This window comes from Klebsiella grimontii, from assembly GCF_900200035.1.
Classification (GTDB): Bacteria; Pseudomonadota; Gammaproteobacteria; order Enterobacterales; family Enterobacteriaceae; genus Klebsiella; species Klebsiella grimontii.
The window spans coordinates 22,783-37,182 of the sequence record NZ_FZTC01000020.1; the positions used below are offsets into that span (position 1 = coordinate 22,783).

Consider the following 14,400-nt stretch of genomic DNA (forward strand, 5'->3'; position numbering starts at 1 on the left):
CTCATGCCCCCTTACGTTGAATCGCGAAACTGCGGGCGTAGCCTTCCGGATCGACCCCATTCCAGACCTTGCCATCGATCAGCGTACTGCTGCGCATCGCCTGCGTCGGCGCGCTGATGCCGCCGACCGCCTGGGCGGCCTCTTTCCAGACGTCAATCCGGTTAATGCGCTGGGCCACCGCCAGATAATCCGGCGCCGACTTCAGCAATCCCCAACGGCGGAACTGGGTCAAAAACCACATGCCGTCCGAGAGCCACGGAAAACTCACTTCCCCCTGTTCGTAGAAGCGCATCGGATGCGCGTCCTGCCAGCGGCGGCCGATACCGTTGTCGTATTCGCCGAGCATGCGCCCGGTGAGGTACTGCTCTTTGGTGTTCAGCCACGCGCGTCTGGCAAGGAGGCGCGCCGTTTCGCGGGTGTTGTCGGCGGAGGCTTCAATCCAGCGCTGGGCCTCCATCAGCGCCGCTACCAGCGCGCGCGCGGTGTTGGGATGACGCGTAACCCATTCGCTGCGGGTGCCGAGAATTTTTTCCGGGTGTTCCGGCCAGATATCCTGAGAAGTGGCGGCGGTGAAGCCGATACGATCGTTAATGGCGCGCGCGTTCCACGGCTCGCCGACGCAAAAGCCGCTCATGTTGCCGATGCGCATGTTCATCACCATCTGCGGCGGCGGCACGACGACGGTGCGAATATCGGCGAATGGGTTAATTCCGCCGCTCGCCAGCCAGTAGTAAAGCCACATCGCGTGGGTACCGGTGGGAAAGGTGTGGGCGAAGGTGTAGCTGCCCGGCGCGTGCTGGCCGATCCGTTTTTTCAGCCCGCTCAGGTCGGTGACGCCCTGTTCCTGCAGCTCGCTGGAGAGCGTAATCGCCTGGCCGTTGCGGTTAAGGGTCATCAGGTTGGCCATCGCCTGCGGTTTACTGGCGATCCCCAGCTCCAGGCCGTAGAGCATGCCGTACAAAATGTGCGCGGCGTCGAGCTCTCCGGCAACCAGCTTGTCGCGCACCGCGGCCCAGCTGGCCTCTTTGCTCGGCACGAGGGTGATACCGTACTTTTTATCGAACCCCTTCAGGGAGGCAATGGCTAAGGGAGCGCAGTCGGTTAGCGGAATAAACCCCACCCGCACGGTGGTCTGTTCCGGTTTATCCGACCCAGCCGCCCACGCCGCCTGCATTATGCCGGGGAGCAGCATCGCGCCGCCCAGCGCCGCCCCCGTCTGTAATAAACGTCGCCGTGAAATCGAAAACTTATCGCCCATAACCGCTCCAGAAACGCGCAAAAAAAAAGCGCCCGGCGGTGCTTACGCACCGCTGGACGCCTTTATCCCTGGACATACGCGCCGCCATTGGCGCGCTGCCCAAAACCTTTTATTCACTCATTTTATCTAATGCAAAGCTAATGCCAGTTTTTCCGAAGGCCATTTCACGCGCTTTGGCTCACTACCCGGGCGCGTTTAAAGCGAAAAATGCACCGTCGGCTGGCAATAAATGCCCGCTGATTGTGCATCTACTCCTTTGGGGTTACGCGCCATAGAGCCTTTACCGTCAGCAGCGCGCGGGCTATCTCAACCATGCGCTGATTCTTGTCCATCGCCATTTTACGCAGCGCCTGCCAGGCCTGCTCCTCCTGCATTCCCTGGTAGGTCATCAGCACGCTTTTGGCCTTTTCAATCAGCTTGCGCTCTTCAAGCGCATCTTTTAATGACGCAAGCTGGCCGGAGAGCTGCTGTAGCTCATGGGCCTGCTGGCGCACCAGCGGCAACAGCTGCTTATCCAGCCGCAGGGCTATACTGTCCTCCTGCCAGTCAGCGGGCGGTAGCTGAGCCTCCGGCTCTTCGCCCTCGAGCAGCGCGTCCGCAGCGTTAAGCAGATCAACGATCAGCAGTTCTTCCACGCCGCGCAGCTGCTCGAGGCGCTGAGTCTGAGCGCAAAACCAGCGCAGCGCCGTTTCTCCCTCGTCCGCCGGCGGCTGACGGGTGCAGGCAACCCGTCGTAGCTGTTCAATCTCCAGGCTGGCCTGGCACTGTTCAGCGAACAGGGCGGTTTGCGGCGGTTGGGCCAAGGCCTGAAAACTGTCGAAACAGGGCTGCTGGCCGTCAATGCGGTCCACCAGCTGCTGACGCAGCTCATCGCTGAACTGCCCGCGGGCAAAGCCCAGCGCGCCCAGCGCGCGCTCCTGTCCGGCCAGCTCTTTTCCCTGCATAAAGCTGTAAAGCGCAACCATGCGGCCGGCGATTTGCGGATCGTCGATGCTGTCGTTGAGCTGCGGTACGATATTCAACAAGTGGCGGATAATGCGGCTAAACTGCCCGGTGGCCTCTTCGGCGGCAATCTCCCGGTCGCGCACGCGTTTACGCAGCGCCGCAAGCTGGGGCAGATACCACACCGCGCAGGCAATGCGCCAGCATAGCGCGCTACTGGCGGCGTCGCGCGCGGGCTCCAGCGCCGCATAAAACCGCGTGAGCTGCTCATCGACCAGCGCCGCGCCCGCCCGGCACTCCGCCGCATACAGTCTGCCGCCCGAGCACAGCCAGATATTTGACGCGCCACGCTCGCACTGCAGCATATGCACCAACGCGCTTATCTGGCCTGCCAGCGTCCCCTGCTGCGCCAGTTGGTGCAGCTGCTGCTTCTGTAAGCGACGCGCGCGCGCAAACCAGTCGACCACCTCAGGCGTATTGCCCGCCATATTATTCATACCCCTCTCCCGGCTTAACGCTTTATACTTCAGCCAAGCAATAACCGTGCCTTATAGAAGGAGTCCTTATGCAACGTATTGTGATTATCGCGAACGGTGCCGCCTACGGCAGCGAATCCCTGTTTAATAGCCTGCGTCTGGCGATCGCCCTGCGCGAGCAGCAGTCGGACCTCGAACTGAAGCTGTTTTTAATGTCCGATGCGGTGACCGCCGGCCTGCGCGGCCAGAAGCCTGCGGAAGGCTACAACATTCAGCAGATGCTGGAGATCCTCACCGCGCAAAACGTGCCGGTGAAGCTGTGTAAAACCTGCGCCGATGGCCGGGGGATCGGCGCGCTGCCGCTGATTGACGGCGTGGAGATTGGTACCCTCGTCGAGCTGGCGCAGTGGACGCTGGCGGCGGATAAAGTTCTGACCTTCTAAATATCTCCCGTTCAACGGGATTAAATATCAAGCTGGCGGCGTTTGGTGACCGAAAACAATGCCAGCTGAAAGCTTTCAGGAACAACGTCATTTTTGTTTAATCTTTATTCTTTTTTTTGATCAAAATCAGCATCTGCCTCCCTCCCCTTTGGTGTTATGCACAGAGCAAAGTGTGAACAATATCACGCGGGTTAATGGGCTGGCAGGATGCTGTAGACAGAAACGGGGTTAAGATTAAATGGCAATGGTAAAAGCAAGTTTAACGTTGTTTGGCGGTGATACATTGGTGGTGCGTTGTTCCGAACGCTGCCATATTCACCTGATGAGCGCCAAAGTGCCTGGCGATAGTCATGCGGATATTCTGAGCGTACAGGACAGAGATAGCGCGTATCTGACCGTGCCTTACAGCGGCACCTGGAACGTTCTTATCGACAGCCATAGCCAGTCGCTGGAGCATTCAATAAGCTACGTTCCCGCCTGATAGCAAACGCCCGGGGAAACCCGGGCGATGTACTCTTAAGCCAGCCCGGGCTGGCTACTTTCCCCCAGCAGATGACGCACCTTGCCGACTAAATCGTCGAGGCAGGCATCGTGCATACCGAGCTTCCGCAGCTCCTGATCGAGCGAGAACAGATACTGAGCGTTGGTGCCAAGCGGCCCGCTGGCGCGCGCTATCAGCGGCGCAATGACCTGCGCGCTGGTGTCCGCCTCGAACAGCGGATGACGCGGGTCCATAATAAAAACTAATGCGTTGACGGTGCGGCCATCATCCAGATCCAGCTTGCACCAGGTCGGCAGGTAGCAGCCGGTGATCATCTCCCGCTTCCACAGCAGGGTCAGCTCTTCTTCCAGGGTTTCATCAGGCAGACGATAGGCGACGCCGGTGGTACGCCCGCCCTCTTTTAGCGCCAGCATACGGCCAGGCTGAGTTGCGCTACCGCGCCCGGCGGTGAGCCGCAGGCAAAACGCGCGGTGCCAGCCCGGTAGGGTACCGGTACAGGATTCACGATACTCCAGCGCCGGGTTCCACATCAGCGAACCGTAGCCAAAGATCCACACCGAGCCATCGTCCGGACGACAGGCCAGGGTCGCCGCTAAAGAGGCTGCCCGCTGCTCTGCCGACCAAAGAAGCGATTCCTCAATAGCGCCAAACGCTGTTTTACAATCCGCATTCAGTAAGAAATCACGCGTTAACACTTTCTACTACCTCCGCCACTGCCCGCTTCCCGGCGATGATCTGGTGCCATCCGTGAAGTATTGCCGAATTATTATCCAGCTTTATTTGACAATAAGCAATGAACGAGCCGCGGGCAAGGGCTCAGGCAGCACATGTCGTAGCAAAAGCGATTACTTCTTCTTATGCCACTTATCATCATCGCCTTTTTGGTACTCATTTTTCACCGCCGCCCAGGCGACTTTGTGCGCGGTCTCTTCACGGCTGGCGTCGTCGCGTCGGTCTTCTTTATGCTTATACTGTTCCCAGGCGCTGTTAAAGGCTTCTTTGTAAATCTCCTGAGCATGCGCGGGCAGAACGTGCTGAACGCTGTCGGGCAATTCACTTTTGTTGCTATAGGGCATGGCAACCTCCGGTTTAAGGGTGAATAGTGAGTCTGGTAGAGGATCAACCGGCTGGCAAGGCGAGAGATAAATGAGAAAGATGTTTTAGTAATTATCTGAATAATAAATACAAAAAAATAGTAACCGCAGTTTATGGCAATCTACCACTTTTACAGAGTCAGAGTGGTAAATTTAAGTAAAAAAACAAAATAGTCCCCGCAATGTCTGTTATTTTATTAACTTACAATATCTATAATTATAACACCTGCATACCTGGAGATGATTCATGACCGATGCACATGAGGCGGTGAAGACCCGCCACAAGGAGACCTCCCTCGCCTTTCCGGTTCTGGCGCTGGCGGTGCTGTTTTTCTGGGGAAGCAGCCAGTCACTGCCAGTGGTCGTTGCCATTAATATCCTGGCGCTGGTCGGGATTCTGAGCAGCGCGTTCAGCGTTGTTCGCCACGCCGACGTTCTGGCGCACCGCCTTGGCGAACCCTATGGTTCATTAATTTTAAGCCTTTCAGTGGTTATTCTCGAAGTCAGCCTGATTTCCGCATTAATGGCCACCGGCGATGCCGCGCCGACCCTAATGCGCGATACGCTTTATTCAATCATCATGATTGTCACCGGCGGGCTGGTGGGTTTTTCTTTACTGCTGGGCGGGCGCAAATTCGCCACCCAGTATATGAATCTGTTCGGCCTTAAACAGTACCTGATCGCCCTTTTTCCGCTGGCGATTATCGTCCTGGTCTTCCCGATGGCGCTGCCCGGGGCTAACTTCACCACCGGCCAGGCGCTGCTGGTTGCGCTGATTTCCGCCGCCATGTACGGCGTATTCCTGCTGATTCAAACGAAAACGCACCAGAGCCTGTTTGTTTACGAGCACGAGGATGACGGCGACGACGATGACCCGCACCACGGCAAACCGTCGGCGCATAGCAGCAAGTGGCACACCGCCTGGCTGCTGGTACACCTGGTTGCGGTGATCGCCGTAACCAAAATGAACGCCAATCCGCTTGAGACGTTGCTGACCAGCATGAACGCCCCCGTGGCCTTTACCGGCTTCCTGGTCGCGCTGCTGATCCTCTCTCCGGAAGGCCTTGGCGCGCTGAAAGCGGTGCTGAACAATCAGGTCCAGCGGGCGATGAACCTGTTCTTCGGCTCCGTGCTGGCCACCATTTCTCTGACGGTGCCGGTGGTAACGCTTATCGCCTTCCTCACCGGTAACGAACTACGCTTTGGCCTTGGGGCACCGGAAATGGTGGTGATGGTTGCCTCCCTGCTGCTGTGCCAGATTTCGTTCTCTACCGGACGCACCAACGTGCTGAACGGCGCGGCGCACCTGGCGCTGTTCGCCGCCTACCTGATGACCATTTTTGCCTGAGCCTCCCCCGGCGGCCTCTACCTCTGCCGGGGAGATAAAAAAAGCCTGCCGGTTTTGCAACGGGCAGGCTTTTGTCATTTCAGGCGCGATTACTTGCTGGTATCCAGCTCATCGAAGCCTTTGACCAGATCGTCGATGGCTTTCATCTGCTTGAGGAACGGCTCCAGTTTATCCAGCGGCAGCGCGGACGGACCGTCGCATTTCGCATGTTCCGGATCCGGGTGCGCTTCAATAAACAGGCCCGCGATGCCTACCGCCATCCCGGCGCGCGCCAGTTCGGCAACCTGCGCGCGGCGTCCGCCGGACGCGGCGCCAAACGGGTCGCGGCACTGCAGTGCGTGGGTAACGTCGAAGATAACCGGTGAGTTATTGGAGGCTTTTTTCATCACCCCGAAGCCCAGCATGTCGACCACCAGGTTGTCGTAGCCGAAGTTCGCGCCGCGATCGCAAAGAATGACTTTGTCATTGCCGCCTTCGATGAATTTATCGACGATATTGCCCATCTGGCCCGGGCTCACGAACTGCGGTTTTTTCACGTTGATCACCGCGCCGGTTTTCGCCATCGCTTCAACCAGGTCGGTCTGGCGGGCGAGGAACGCTGGCAGTTGAATAACGTCAACCACGTCAGCCACCGGCTGAGCCTGGCTGGCTTCGTGAACGTCGGTGATGATTTTCACGCCGAACGTCTGCTTCAGCTCCTGGAAAATCTTCATCCCTTCTTCCAGACCCGGCCCGCGATAGGAGTGGATGGAAGAACGGTTAGCTTTATCAAAAGAGGCTTTAAACACATAAGGAATGCCCAGCTTCTGCGTGACGGTCACGTAGTGCTCGCAAATACGCATCGCCAGATCGCGGGATTCCAGCACGTTCATGCCACCAAACAGCACGAATGGCAGGTCGTTTGCTACGTTGATATCACCAATGCTAACCACTTTTTGTTTCATAAGTTCGCCTTATCAGGGTGTAACCGGAATGGTTTCAGACTAATGCAATGTAATTTGTTTATGCGAAATGGTGTTGATCTGCGCGCGGATCATCTCGCTAATGGGATCCTCCGGGCACTGTTCAACGAAGTAACTGAGGTCCTGCAGCGCCACGTGATCGCAATCGAGCTGGGCGTATATCAGCCCGCGATCGCGAATTTCGTACGGATCTTCCGGGTTGAACTGCAGCAGCGCCTCGCTGGTGCGTAACGCCAGCTCCATCTGCCGCTCTTCCATCAGCGCCGATTTGAGCGTGTCGAGCAGCTTGCGGATCACTTCCGCGTTATCGGCTTCGTCGAGATCTTCGTTAAACAGCTCGGCGACCGGGCTAATATTGCCCTTCAGCCACACTTCCAGCGTATGCTCGTTCAGCGTTTCGCCGTTAAACGGATTAATGAGCCACATCTCTTCGCTCTCTTGCGGATCGGCGCGCAGCAGCATCTGGGTCGGGAAAATAACCGGTACCACCGGCAGCGCCAGACGCTGTGCGATCCACAGCAGGATTGCGCCTAACGACACCGCGCTGCCCTGGCGGTTGTTGAGAACCTTATCAAGCCAGAGCACATCGGACAGACGGTAAACGCCGCGCGAATCGCTGAAGCCCCAGTCGTGATAGAACAGCTCCAGCAGACGCTCTATCTGGCGCTCCTGGTCCCAGGAAGAGGCAATCTCCTCCTGCGCCAGGGCCAGCAGCCGCTCCAGCTCATCCTGCACATAGTGCGTCGGAAAATCGTCGCGGATTAATTCAGAAATGAGGACCATGCCGTCACATAACGGCGCTTTATTAAATTCGAAATCAGCTAACGACCTCATGCCTTACCCCAATAACGGTATTCTTGTGATGGCGAGTTGAATAATGATAAACAACACCACCAGGGCCAGCAGAAAGGCGACAAACCGGCTCTGCTGACTGCGCGAGCGACGACGGCCCAGCGCGATAAATCCCAATGCGATATAAATGATAACGCCAAACAGCTTCTCAGTCAGCCATGTACCCTCTTCGGTAAACGGCAGATAGTGCGTTATTGCCATTAATCCAGCGCCGCTGAGAAACAGCAGCGTATCGCTACAGTGCGGCGCAATGCGGACCCAGCGCTGGTCGAGCAGGCGGTTCCCGCTCCAGCGCCACCAGTAGCGCAGCACGAACAGGCTGACCGAGACCACCACGCAGGCGATATGCAAATACAGTACCGCGTTAAACAGATTCATACCTCTCCCTGATAATGCCCGAGCGTCAGGCGCTCGTTGTCTCCATAATCGCGGCAGGTGGCAATATTGCCATAACCCGCCTCGCGAAAGAGTTCCCGCACCGCCTGGCCCTGCGTCCAGCCGTGTTCCAGCAACATCACGCCGCCGGCAGCCAGATAGCGGCGGCCTTCGCGGATGATATGCGCCAGATCGGCCAGACCGCCATCGGCGGCGACCAGCGCCGTTTTCGGCTCAAAGCGGACATCGCCCTGCGCCAGATGCGGGTCGGTTTCGTCGATATAGGGCGGATTGCTGACGATGATGTCGAACTGCTGTCCGGCGAGCGCGCTAAACCAGTCGCTTTGCAGTACGCTGACGTTAGGGATCGCGAGATGCTCAACGTTACGCGCGGCCAGCGCGACCGCATCGGGCATCACATCGACGGCGGTGACGCGGCAGTCCGGGCGTTCGCTGGCCAGCGCCAGGGCGATCGCGCCGGTGCCGGTGCCGAGATCGAGAATGCGACACGGCTCATCGGATAAGCGCGCCAGCGCCTGTTCAACCAGGCACTCGGTATCCGGACGCGGGATCAGCGTCGCGGGAGAGACGAACAGCGGCAGCGACCAGAATTCGCGCTGGCCCACCAGGTGAGCCACCGGTTCGCCCCGGGCGCGACGGCTCAGCAGCGTTTCCAGCTCGGCGGCCTGCGCCGCGGTCAGCGCCGTTTCGCCAAAGGCGAGGATATAGGTCCGCGCTCTGCCGGTCACGTGGCCCAGCAGGATTTCGGCATCCCGGCGCGGGCTTTCACTTTGGCTCAGGCGGGCGATAGCCTGGGTCAGCCACTGCTGAAAAGTCATCATTCCTGCTCGGAAAGGGCGGCCAGCTGATCGGCCTGATATTCCTGAACGATCGGCTCAATCAGCATATCCAGTTTGCCTTCCATCGCTTCGTCCAGACGATAAAGCGTCAGGTTGATGCGATGATCGGTCACGCGGCCCTGCGGATAGTTATAGGTGCGGTTGCGATCGCTGCGATCGCCGCTACCCAGCAGATTACGGCGCTCGGAGGCTTCCGCCTGCTGGCGCCGGGACACTTCCGCGGCGCGGATGCGCGCGCCAAGCACCGACAACGCTTTCGCTTTGTTTTTGTGCTGGGAGCGTTCGTCCTGACACTCGACGACGATACCGGTCGGCAAGTGGGTAATACGGATCGCCGAATCGGTGGTGTTGACGTGCTGACCGCCCGCACCGGAGGAGCGGAAGGTATCGATGCGCAGATCGCTCGGACTGATATCCGGCATTTCGGCTTCCGGCAGCTCCGGCATCACCGCCACGGTGCAGGCGGAGGTATGGATACGCCCCTGGGATTCGGTGGCCGGTACGCGCTGCACGCGATGGCCGCCGGATTCGAACTTCAGTCGCCCATAGACGCCGTCGCCGCTGATTTTGGCGATCACTTCTTTAAAGCCGCCGTGTTCGCCTTCGTTGGCGCTCATGATTTCCACGCGCCAGCGGCGTGATTCCGCGTAACGGCTGTACATACGGAACAGATCGCCCGCGAACAGCGCCGCTTCATCGCCGCCGGTGCCGGCGCGAACTTCAACAAACGCGTTACGCTCGTCATCCGGGTCTTTGGGCAACAGCAGAACCTGCAGCTGCTGCTCCATCTGTTCGCCCTTCTCTTTCGCTTCGCGCAGCTCTTCCTGCGCCATTTCGCGCATTTCCGGGTCATCGAGCATCAACTGCGCGGCTTCGATATCATCCTGCAGCTGGCGCCAGTCGGTGTAGCAGCGGGCGACGTCGCTCAGCTGCGCGTATTCGCGGGATAACGCGCGAAACTTATCCTGATCGGCGATGGTCGCGACATCGCCGAGTAGCGCCTGAACTTCCTCATGGCGTTCGTAAAGGGCTTCCAGTTTGGCAACAATAGAAGGCTTCATAGGCGTGAATTCACCCTGTCCTAAAAAAAGAGAGAAAGGTGCGCTATTCCAGCCCGAGGCTGTTGCGCAGAATATGCAGGCGTTCATCATCCCCGTCACGGGCGGCCTGCTGAAGAGATTTGGTTGGCGAGTGGATCAGGCGGTTAGTCAGCTTGCGCGCCAGATCCTGCATGATTTCCTGCGCATCGCCGCCCTGATTGAGCGCCGCCAGCGCTTTCGCCGTCAGCTCCTCGCGGACCTGATCGGCCTGGGAGCGATATTCGCGGATAGTCTCGCTGGCGCTCTGGGCGCGCAGCCAGGCCATAAATTCGCTGGCTTCCTGCTCAACAATGGTTTCCGCCTGCACCGCCGCGGCTTTACGCTGCGCCAGGTTGTGCTGAATGATGTTTTGCAGATCGTCCACGCTGTAGAGATAGGCGTTCGCCAGTTTGCCAACCTCCGGTTCGACATCGCGCGGAACGGCGATATCGACCAGCAGCATCGGCTGGTTGCGGCGCGCCTTCAGCGCGCGCTCCACCATCCCTTTACCAATAATCGGCAGCGGGCTGGCGGTAGAACTAATAATGATATCCGCTTCATTAAGCCGCTCATCGATGTCGCTCAGGGCGATCACCTCCGCGCCGACTTCATCGGCCAACGCCTGAGCGCGCTCGCGGGTGCGGTTGGCAATCACCATTTTGCGCACCTTATGCTCGCGCAGATGGCGGGCCACCAGCTCAATGGTTTCACCGGCGCCGACCAGCAGCACGGTAACGCTGGAGAGCGATTCAAAGATTTGTCGCGCCAGAGTACAGGCGGCAAACGCCACGGAGACCGCGCTGGCGCCGATATCGGTTTCGGTACGCACGCGTTTGGCCACCGAGAACGACTTCTGGAACATGCGCTCCAGCTCGCTGACGTTCAGATGTCCGCGACTGGAATCAGCAAAGGCTTTTTTCACCTGCCCGAGGATCTGCGGCTCGCCCAGCACCAGCGAATCAAGACCGCTGGCGACGCGCATCAGATGGCTGACCGCATCGTTGTCCTGATGCCAGTAGAGGCTTTTGCGCAGGTCGTCTTCATTTAAGCCGTGGTAATCGCACAGCCAGCGGATAAGAATTTCCTGAAGGTTATCCTGCTCTTCGACGCTGAGGTAGAGTTCCGTGCGGTTACAGGTCGACAGCACCACCCCGCCCTGCACCATTGGCTGGGCCAGCAAGCTCTCCAGCGCCTGGTCGAGCGTATCCGGCGAAAACGTTACGCGTTCTCGCAGCGCTACAGGAGCTGTTTTGTGGTTAATGCCAAGAGCTAAAAGCGTCATTGTGAGGGAGTAGTACCAGCGTTGCTAAGGTTAGTCTGCAGGCATCATACAGGATGCGCGTAATCAATAAAAGAGAGGCTCCCCTTTTGGAGTAATAGCTAATCTGTAATAGCCATTAACGGTAATTTTTTGATTTCAGACAACTTGAACGTAGACGCTACCGCCCGGCAACGCTAGCATTAATGGTTATTATTGTAACCCGCTACACAAATCGGCCAGCTGTTACTCTCATTTGCCGCATTTCACTGTAGACATCAAGGATTTGTCATCATTATGAATCGACTGTTCCGCCTGTTGCCGCTGGCAAGCCTCGTTCTGACCGCCTGTGCGATTAATGCTCCGAAAGGGCCGGGTAAAAGCCCGGATTCACCGCAGTGGCGTCAGCACCAGCAAGATGTCCGCAATCTTAATCAGTTCCAGACGCGCGGCGCTTTCGCTTATCTCTCGGATGAGCAAAAGGTGTATGCCCGCTTCTTCTGGCAGCAAACCGGCCAGGACCGCTATCGCCTGCTGCTGACTAACCCGCTCGGCAGCACCGAGCTGTCGTTAACCGCCCAGCCGGGCAACGTGCAGCTGATTGACAATAAAGGACAGACCTACACGGCGACCGATGCCGAAGAGATGATTGGCCGTCTGACCGGTATGCCGATTCCGCTCAATAGCCTGCGCCAGTGGATTATTGGCCTGCCTGGCGACGCCACCGACTACTCGCTTGATGACCAGTACCGCCTGCGCGAACTGAACTACACGCAAAACGGCAAGACCTGGCATGTCACCTGGGGCGGCTACACCTCCGACACCAAACCGTCGCTGCCGGCCAATATGGAGCTTAACGACGGAAGCCAGCGCATCAAGCTGAAAATGGATAACTGGATTGTGAAATGATGACCCGCTGGCCCTCTCCCGCAAAGCTGAACCTGTTTTTGTACATTACCGGGCGGCGCGCCGACGGTTACCACACGCTGCAAACGCTGTTTCAGTTTCTGGATTATGGCGACACGCTGACGATTGAGCCGCGCGACGACGGCCAGCTGCGTCTGCTGACGCCGGTTGACGGCGTGCCGGATGAAGAGAACCTGATCATCCGCGCGGCCAGGCTATTAATGCAGGCCGCAGCGCAGGCCGGGACGCTTCCTGCGGGCAGCGGCGCCGATATCAGCATCAACAAAGTGCTGCCGATGGGCGGCGGCCTCGGCGGCGGCTCGTCCAACGCCGCGACCGTTCTGGTGGCGCTGAACCATTTATGGGGCTGTAATCTCTCGGAAGATGAGCTGGCGGCTTTGGGTCTGCAGCTGGGCGCCGACGTGCCGGTGTTCGTTCGCGGCCATGCGGCCTTTGCCGAAGGCATCGGGGAAATTCTGACCCCGGTCGAACCGGAGGAAAAATGGTATCTGGTGGCGCATCCGGGGGTCAGCATTCCAACGCCGATCATTTTTCGCGATCCGCAACTGCCGCGCGATACCCCGGCCAGGTCAATTAATACGTTATTAAAATGTAAATTCGGCAATGATTGCGAGGTTATCGCAAGAAAACGTTTTCGTGAGGTTGATGCGGCGCTTTCCTGGCTGTTAGAATATGCGCCGTCGCGCCTGACTGGCACCGGTGCATGTGTATTTGCTGAATTTGACACTGAATCCGCCGCTCGTCAGGTGCTTGAAAAAGCCCCGGCATGGCTGCATGGCTTCGTGGCGCGAGGTGTTAACATCTCTCCGCTCAAGCAGGCGCTGCGCTAAGTTCTGCTAAATTATTGCAAATTTGGCGAAAACGCCGGGGAAACTGAGTTACGGTGACAACGTCACCCTGTTCCAGACGTTGCATCGGGCTCTTTAATACACCGCCTGGATGAAATCGTGCCCACCCGCACAGTTTTTTGGCCCATTTCATCCACCACTGGACGCATGCCTGAGGTTCTTCTCGTGCCTGATATGAAGCTTTTTGCTGGTAACGCCACCCCGGAACTAGCACAACGTATTGCCAACCGCCTGTACACTTCTCTTGGCGACGCCGCCGTAGGTCGTTTTAGCGACGGTGAAGTCAGCGTACAAATCAATGAAAACGTACGCGGTGGTGATATTTTCATCATCCAGTCCACTTGTGCTCCCACCAACGACAACCTGATGGAACTGGTTGTTATGGTTGATGCTCTGCGTCGTGCTTCGGCAGGTCGTATCACCGCTGTTATCCCTTACTTCGGTTATGCTCGCCAGGACCGTCGTGTTCGTTCTGCTCGTGTGCCTATCACCGCGAAAGTGGTTGCTGACTTCCTGTCCAGCGTCGGCGTCGACCGCGTTCTGACCGTTGACCTGCACGCAGAACAAATTCAGGGCTTCTTTGACGTTCCGGTTGATAACGTATTCGGCAGCCCGATCCTGCTGGAAGACATGCTGCAGCTGAACCTGGACAACCCTATCGTGGTTTCTCCGGACATCGGCGGCGTGGTTCGCGCTCGCGCTATCGCCAAGCTGCTGAACGATACCGATATGGCTATCATCGACAAACGCCGTCCGCGCGCTAACGTTTCTCAGGTGATGCACATCATCGGCGACGTCGCCGGCCGCGACTGCGTGATGGTTGACGATATGATCGATACCGGCGGCACCCTGTGTAAAGCGGCTGAAGCGCTGAAAGAGCGCGGCGCTAAACGCGTCTTCGCTTACGCAACGCACCCGATCTTCTCCGGCAATGCTATCCAGAACATCAAAAACTCAGTGATTGACGAATTCGTCGTCTGCGATACCATTCCGCTGACGCCGGAAATCAAAGCGCTGGAAAAAGTCCGTACCCTGACGCTGTCTGGTATGCTGGCCGAAGCGATTCGTCGTATCAGCAACGAAGAATCTATCTCTGCTATGTTCGAACATTAATCGAGCCCGGCACAAAAACCCGCTGCGGCGGGTTTTTTTGTCTCTGAACCTTTTATTCTTCCA

Annotated in this window: 16 protein-coding genes; 6 read left to right on the top strand and 10 right to left on the bottom strand. The window is 57.9% G+C overall.

Annotated features, from left to right (window positions below; all coding sequences use genetic code 11):
- Nucleotide 1: 1 nt before the first annotated feature.
- Together KOSB73_RS18835 and nasR are read right to left on the bottom strand one after the other, a co-directional pair.
- Nucleotides 2–1,258, bottom strand: a complete 1,257-nt coding sequence (locus KOSB73_RS18835) for a CmpA/NrtA family ABC transporter substrate-binding protein (protein WP_004133381.1) — start codon at nucleotides 1,256–1,258, stop codon at nucleotides 2–4.
- Between the two features lie 248 nt (nucleotides 1,259–1,506).
- Entirely contained in the window at nucleotides 1,507–2,697 is a 1,191-nt protein-coding gene (nasR, locus tag KOSB73_RS18840; protein WP_004133379.1) for a nitrate regulatory protein NasR, read from the bottom strand.
- Nucleotides 2,698–2,765: 68 nt separating this feature from the next.
- On the opposite strand from nasR, the gene KOSB73_RS18845 reads away from it, so the two are divergent.
- Together KOSB73_RS18845 and KOSB73_RS18850 are read left to right on the top strand one after the other, a co-directional pair.
- Nucleotides 2,766–3,119 (top strand): DsrE/DsrF/TusD sulfur relay family protein, encoded by a 354-nt coding sequence (locus tag KOSB73_RS18845; RefSeq protein ID WP_014229754.1) that lies wholly within the window; start codon nucleotides 2,766–2,768, stop codon nucleotides 3,117–3,119.
- A gap of 238 nt (nucleotides 3,120–3,357) precedes the next feature.
- A complete protein-coding gene (locus KOSB73_RS18850) occupies nucleotides 3,358–3,600 on the top strand; it encodes a DUF1883 domain-containing protein (RefSeq protein ID WP_002910387.1) in 243 nt (80 codons plus the stop codon).
- 35 nt (nucleotides 3,601–3,635) lie between these two features.
- Here KOSB73_RS18850 and KOSB73_RS18855 read toward each other — a convergent pair whose 3' ends face one another.
- Nucleotides 3,636–4,316, bottom strand: coding sequence for a gamma-glutamylcyclotransferase (locus KOSB73_RS18855; RefSeq protein ID WP_004121796.1), 681 nt, complete (start codon nucleotides 4,314–4,316; stop codon nucleotides 3,636–3,638).
- A gap of 150 nt (nucleotides 4,317–4,466) precedes the next feature.
- Complete coding sequence (chaB, locus tag KOSB73_RS18860; protein ID WP_004133373.1) at nucleotides 4,467–4,697, bottom strand: putative cation transport regulator ChaB; 231 nt, start codon at nucleotides 4,695–4,697, stop codon at nucleotides 4,467–4,469.
- A gap of 265 nt (nucleotides 4,698–4,962) precedes the next feature.
- Here chaB and chaA point away from each other — a divergent pair, with 265 nt between their 5' ends.
- Complete coding sequence (gene chaA / locus KOSB73_RS18865) at nucleotides 4,963–6,063, top strand: sodium-potassium/proton antiporter ChaA (RefSeq protein WP_024357863.1); 1,101 nt, start codon at nucleotides 4,963–4,965, stop codon at nucleotides 6,061–6,063.
- Between the two features lie 89 nt (nucleotides 6,064–6,152).
- On the opposite strand, the gene kdsA is transcribed toward chaA, so the two are convergent.
- From kdsA to hemA, 6 genes are read right to left on the bottom strand one after another with little or no spacing between them, the layout of a single operon-like run.
- Nucleotides 6,153–7,007, bottom strand: coding sequence for a 3-deoxy-8-phosphooctulonate synthase (kdsA, locus tag KOSB73_RS18870; protein ID WP_004851877.1), 855 nt, complete (start codon nucleotides 7,005–7,007; stop codon nucleotides 6,153–6,155).
- A 39-nt stretch (nucleotides 7,008–7,046) separates the two neighbouring features.
- Complete coding sequence (gene sirB1, locus KOSB73_RS18875; RefSeq protein ID WP_024357862.1) at nucleotides 7,047–7,859, bottom strand: invasion regulator SirB1; 813 nt, start codon at nucleotides 7,857–7,859, stop codon at nucleotides 7,047–7,049.
- 3 nt (nucleotides 7,860–7,862) lie between these two features.
- Nucleotides 7,863–8,255 (bottom strand): invasion regulator SirB2, encoded by a 393-nt coding sequence (gene sirB2, locus KOSB73_RS18880; RefSeq protein ID WP_004133364.1) that lies wholly within the window; start codon nucleotides 8,253–8,255, stop codon nucleotides 7,863–7,865.
- A complete protein-coding gene (gene prmC, locus KOSB73_RS18885; protein WP_049130988.1) occupies nucleotides 8,252–9,091 on the bottom strand; it encodes a peptide chain release factor N(5)-glutamine methyltransferase in 840 nt (279 codons plus the stop codon). Before prmC ends, sirB2 begins: the two co-directional genes overlap by 4 nt.
- The gene (prfA, locus tag KOSB73_RS18890) at nucleotides 9,091–10,173 is read right to left on the bottom strand and encodes a peptide chain release factor 1 (RefSeq protein WP_098140829.1); all 1,083 of its coding nucleotides are present in this window, start codon (nucleotides 10,171–10,173) and stop codon (nucleotides 9,091–9,093) included. The genes prmC and prfA overlap by 1 nt, the downstream gene beginning before the upstream one ends.
- 43 nt (nucleotides 10,174–10,216) lie before the next feature.
- Entirely contained in the window at nucleotides 10,217–11,473 is a 1,257-nt protein-coding gene (gene hemA / locus KOSB73_RS18895) for a glutamyl-tRNA reductase (protein WP_098140831.1), read from the bottom strand.
- 273 nt (nucleotides 11,474–11,746) lie between these two features.
- On the opposite strand from hemA, the gene lolB reads away from it, so the two are divergent.
- From lolB to prs, 3 genes are all read left to right on the top strand, one after another.
- Nucleotides 11,747–12,358 (top strand): lipoprotein insertase outer membrane protein LolB, encoded by a 612-nt coding sequence (gene lolB / locus KOSB73_RS18900; RefSeq protein WP_004133358.1) that lies wholly within the window; start codon nucleotides 11,747–11,749, stop codon nucleotides 12,356–12,358.
- Nucleotides 12,358–13,206: a 4-(cytidine 5'-diphospho)-2-C-methyl-D-erythritol kinase gene (gene ispE, locus KOSB73_RS18905; RefSeq protein WP_162685334.1), complete on the top strand. Its 849-nt coding sequence runs from the start codon at nucleotides 12,358–12,360 to the stop codon at nucleotides 13,204–13,206. Before lolB ends, ispE begins: the two co-directional genes overlap by 1 nt.
- 183 nt (nucleotides 13,207–13,389) lie before the next feature.
- Nucleotides 13,390–14,337 carry a ribose-phosphate diphosphokinase gene (gene prs / locus KOSB73_RS18915; protein ID WP_004103157.1) on the top strand — a complete coding sequence of 316 codons (948 nt, stop codon included), beginning with the start codon at nucleotides 13,390–13,392 and terminating at the stop codon, nucleotides 14,335–14,337.
- The last annotated feature ends 63 nt before the right edge of the window (nucleotides 14,338–14,400 follow it).

Coding starts and splice junctions, on each gene's coding strand:
- KOSB73_RS18835 (WP_004133381.1), bottom strand. CDS start 1,258: ATGGGCGATAAGTTTTCGATTTCACGGCGACGTTTATTACAGACGGGG.
- nasR (WP_004133379.1), bottom strand. CDS start 2,697: ATGAATAATATGGCGGGCAATACGCCTGAGGTGGTCGACTGGTTTGCG.
- KOSB73_RS18845 (WP_014229754.1), top strand. CDS start 2,766: ATGCAACGTATTGTGATTATCGCGAACGGTGCCGCCTACGGCAGCGAA.
- KOSB73_RS18850 (WP_002910387.1), top strand. CDS start 3,358: ATGGCAATGGTAAAAGCAAGTTTAACGTTGTTTGGCGGTGATACATTG.
- chaB (WP_004133373.1), bottom strand. CDS start 4,697: ATGCCCTATAGCAACAAAAGTGAATTGCCCGACAGCGTTCAGCACGTT.
- chaA (WP_024357863.1), top strand. CDS start 4,963: ATGACCGATGCACATGAGGCGGTGAAGACCCGCCACAAGGAGACCTCC.
- kdsA (WP_004851877.1), bottom strand. CDS start 7,007: ATGAAACAAAAAGTGGTTAGCATTGGTGATATCAACGTAGCAAACGAC.
- sirB1 (WP_024357862.1), bottom strand. CDS start 7,859: ATGAGGTCGTTAGCTGATTTCGAATTTAATAAAGCGCCGTTATGTGAC.
- sirB2 (WP_004133364.1), bottom strand. CDS start 8,255: ATGAATCTGTTTAACGCGGTACTGTATTTGCATATCGCCTGCGTGGTG.
- prmC (WP_049130988.1), bottom strand. CDS start 9,091: ATGACTTTTCAGCAGTGGCTGACCCAGGCTATCGCCCGCCTGAGCCAA.
- prfA (WP_098140829.1), bottom strand. CDS start 10,173: ATGAAGCCTTCTATTGTTGCCAAACTGGAAGCCCTTTACGAACGCCAT.
- hemA (WP_098140831.1), bottom strand. CDS start 11,473: ATGACGCTTTTAGCTCTTGGCATTAACCACAAAACAGCTCCTGTAGCG.
- lolB (WP_004133358.1), top strand. CDS start 11,747: ATGAATCGACTGTTCCGCCTGTTGCCGCTGGCAAGCCTCGTTCTGACC.
- ispE (WP_162685334.1), top strand. CDS start 12,358: ATGACCCGCTGGCCCTCTCCCGCAAAGCTGAACCTGTTTTTGTACATT.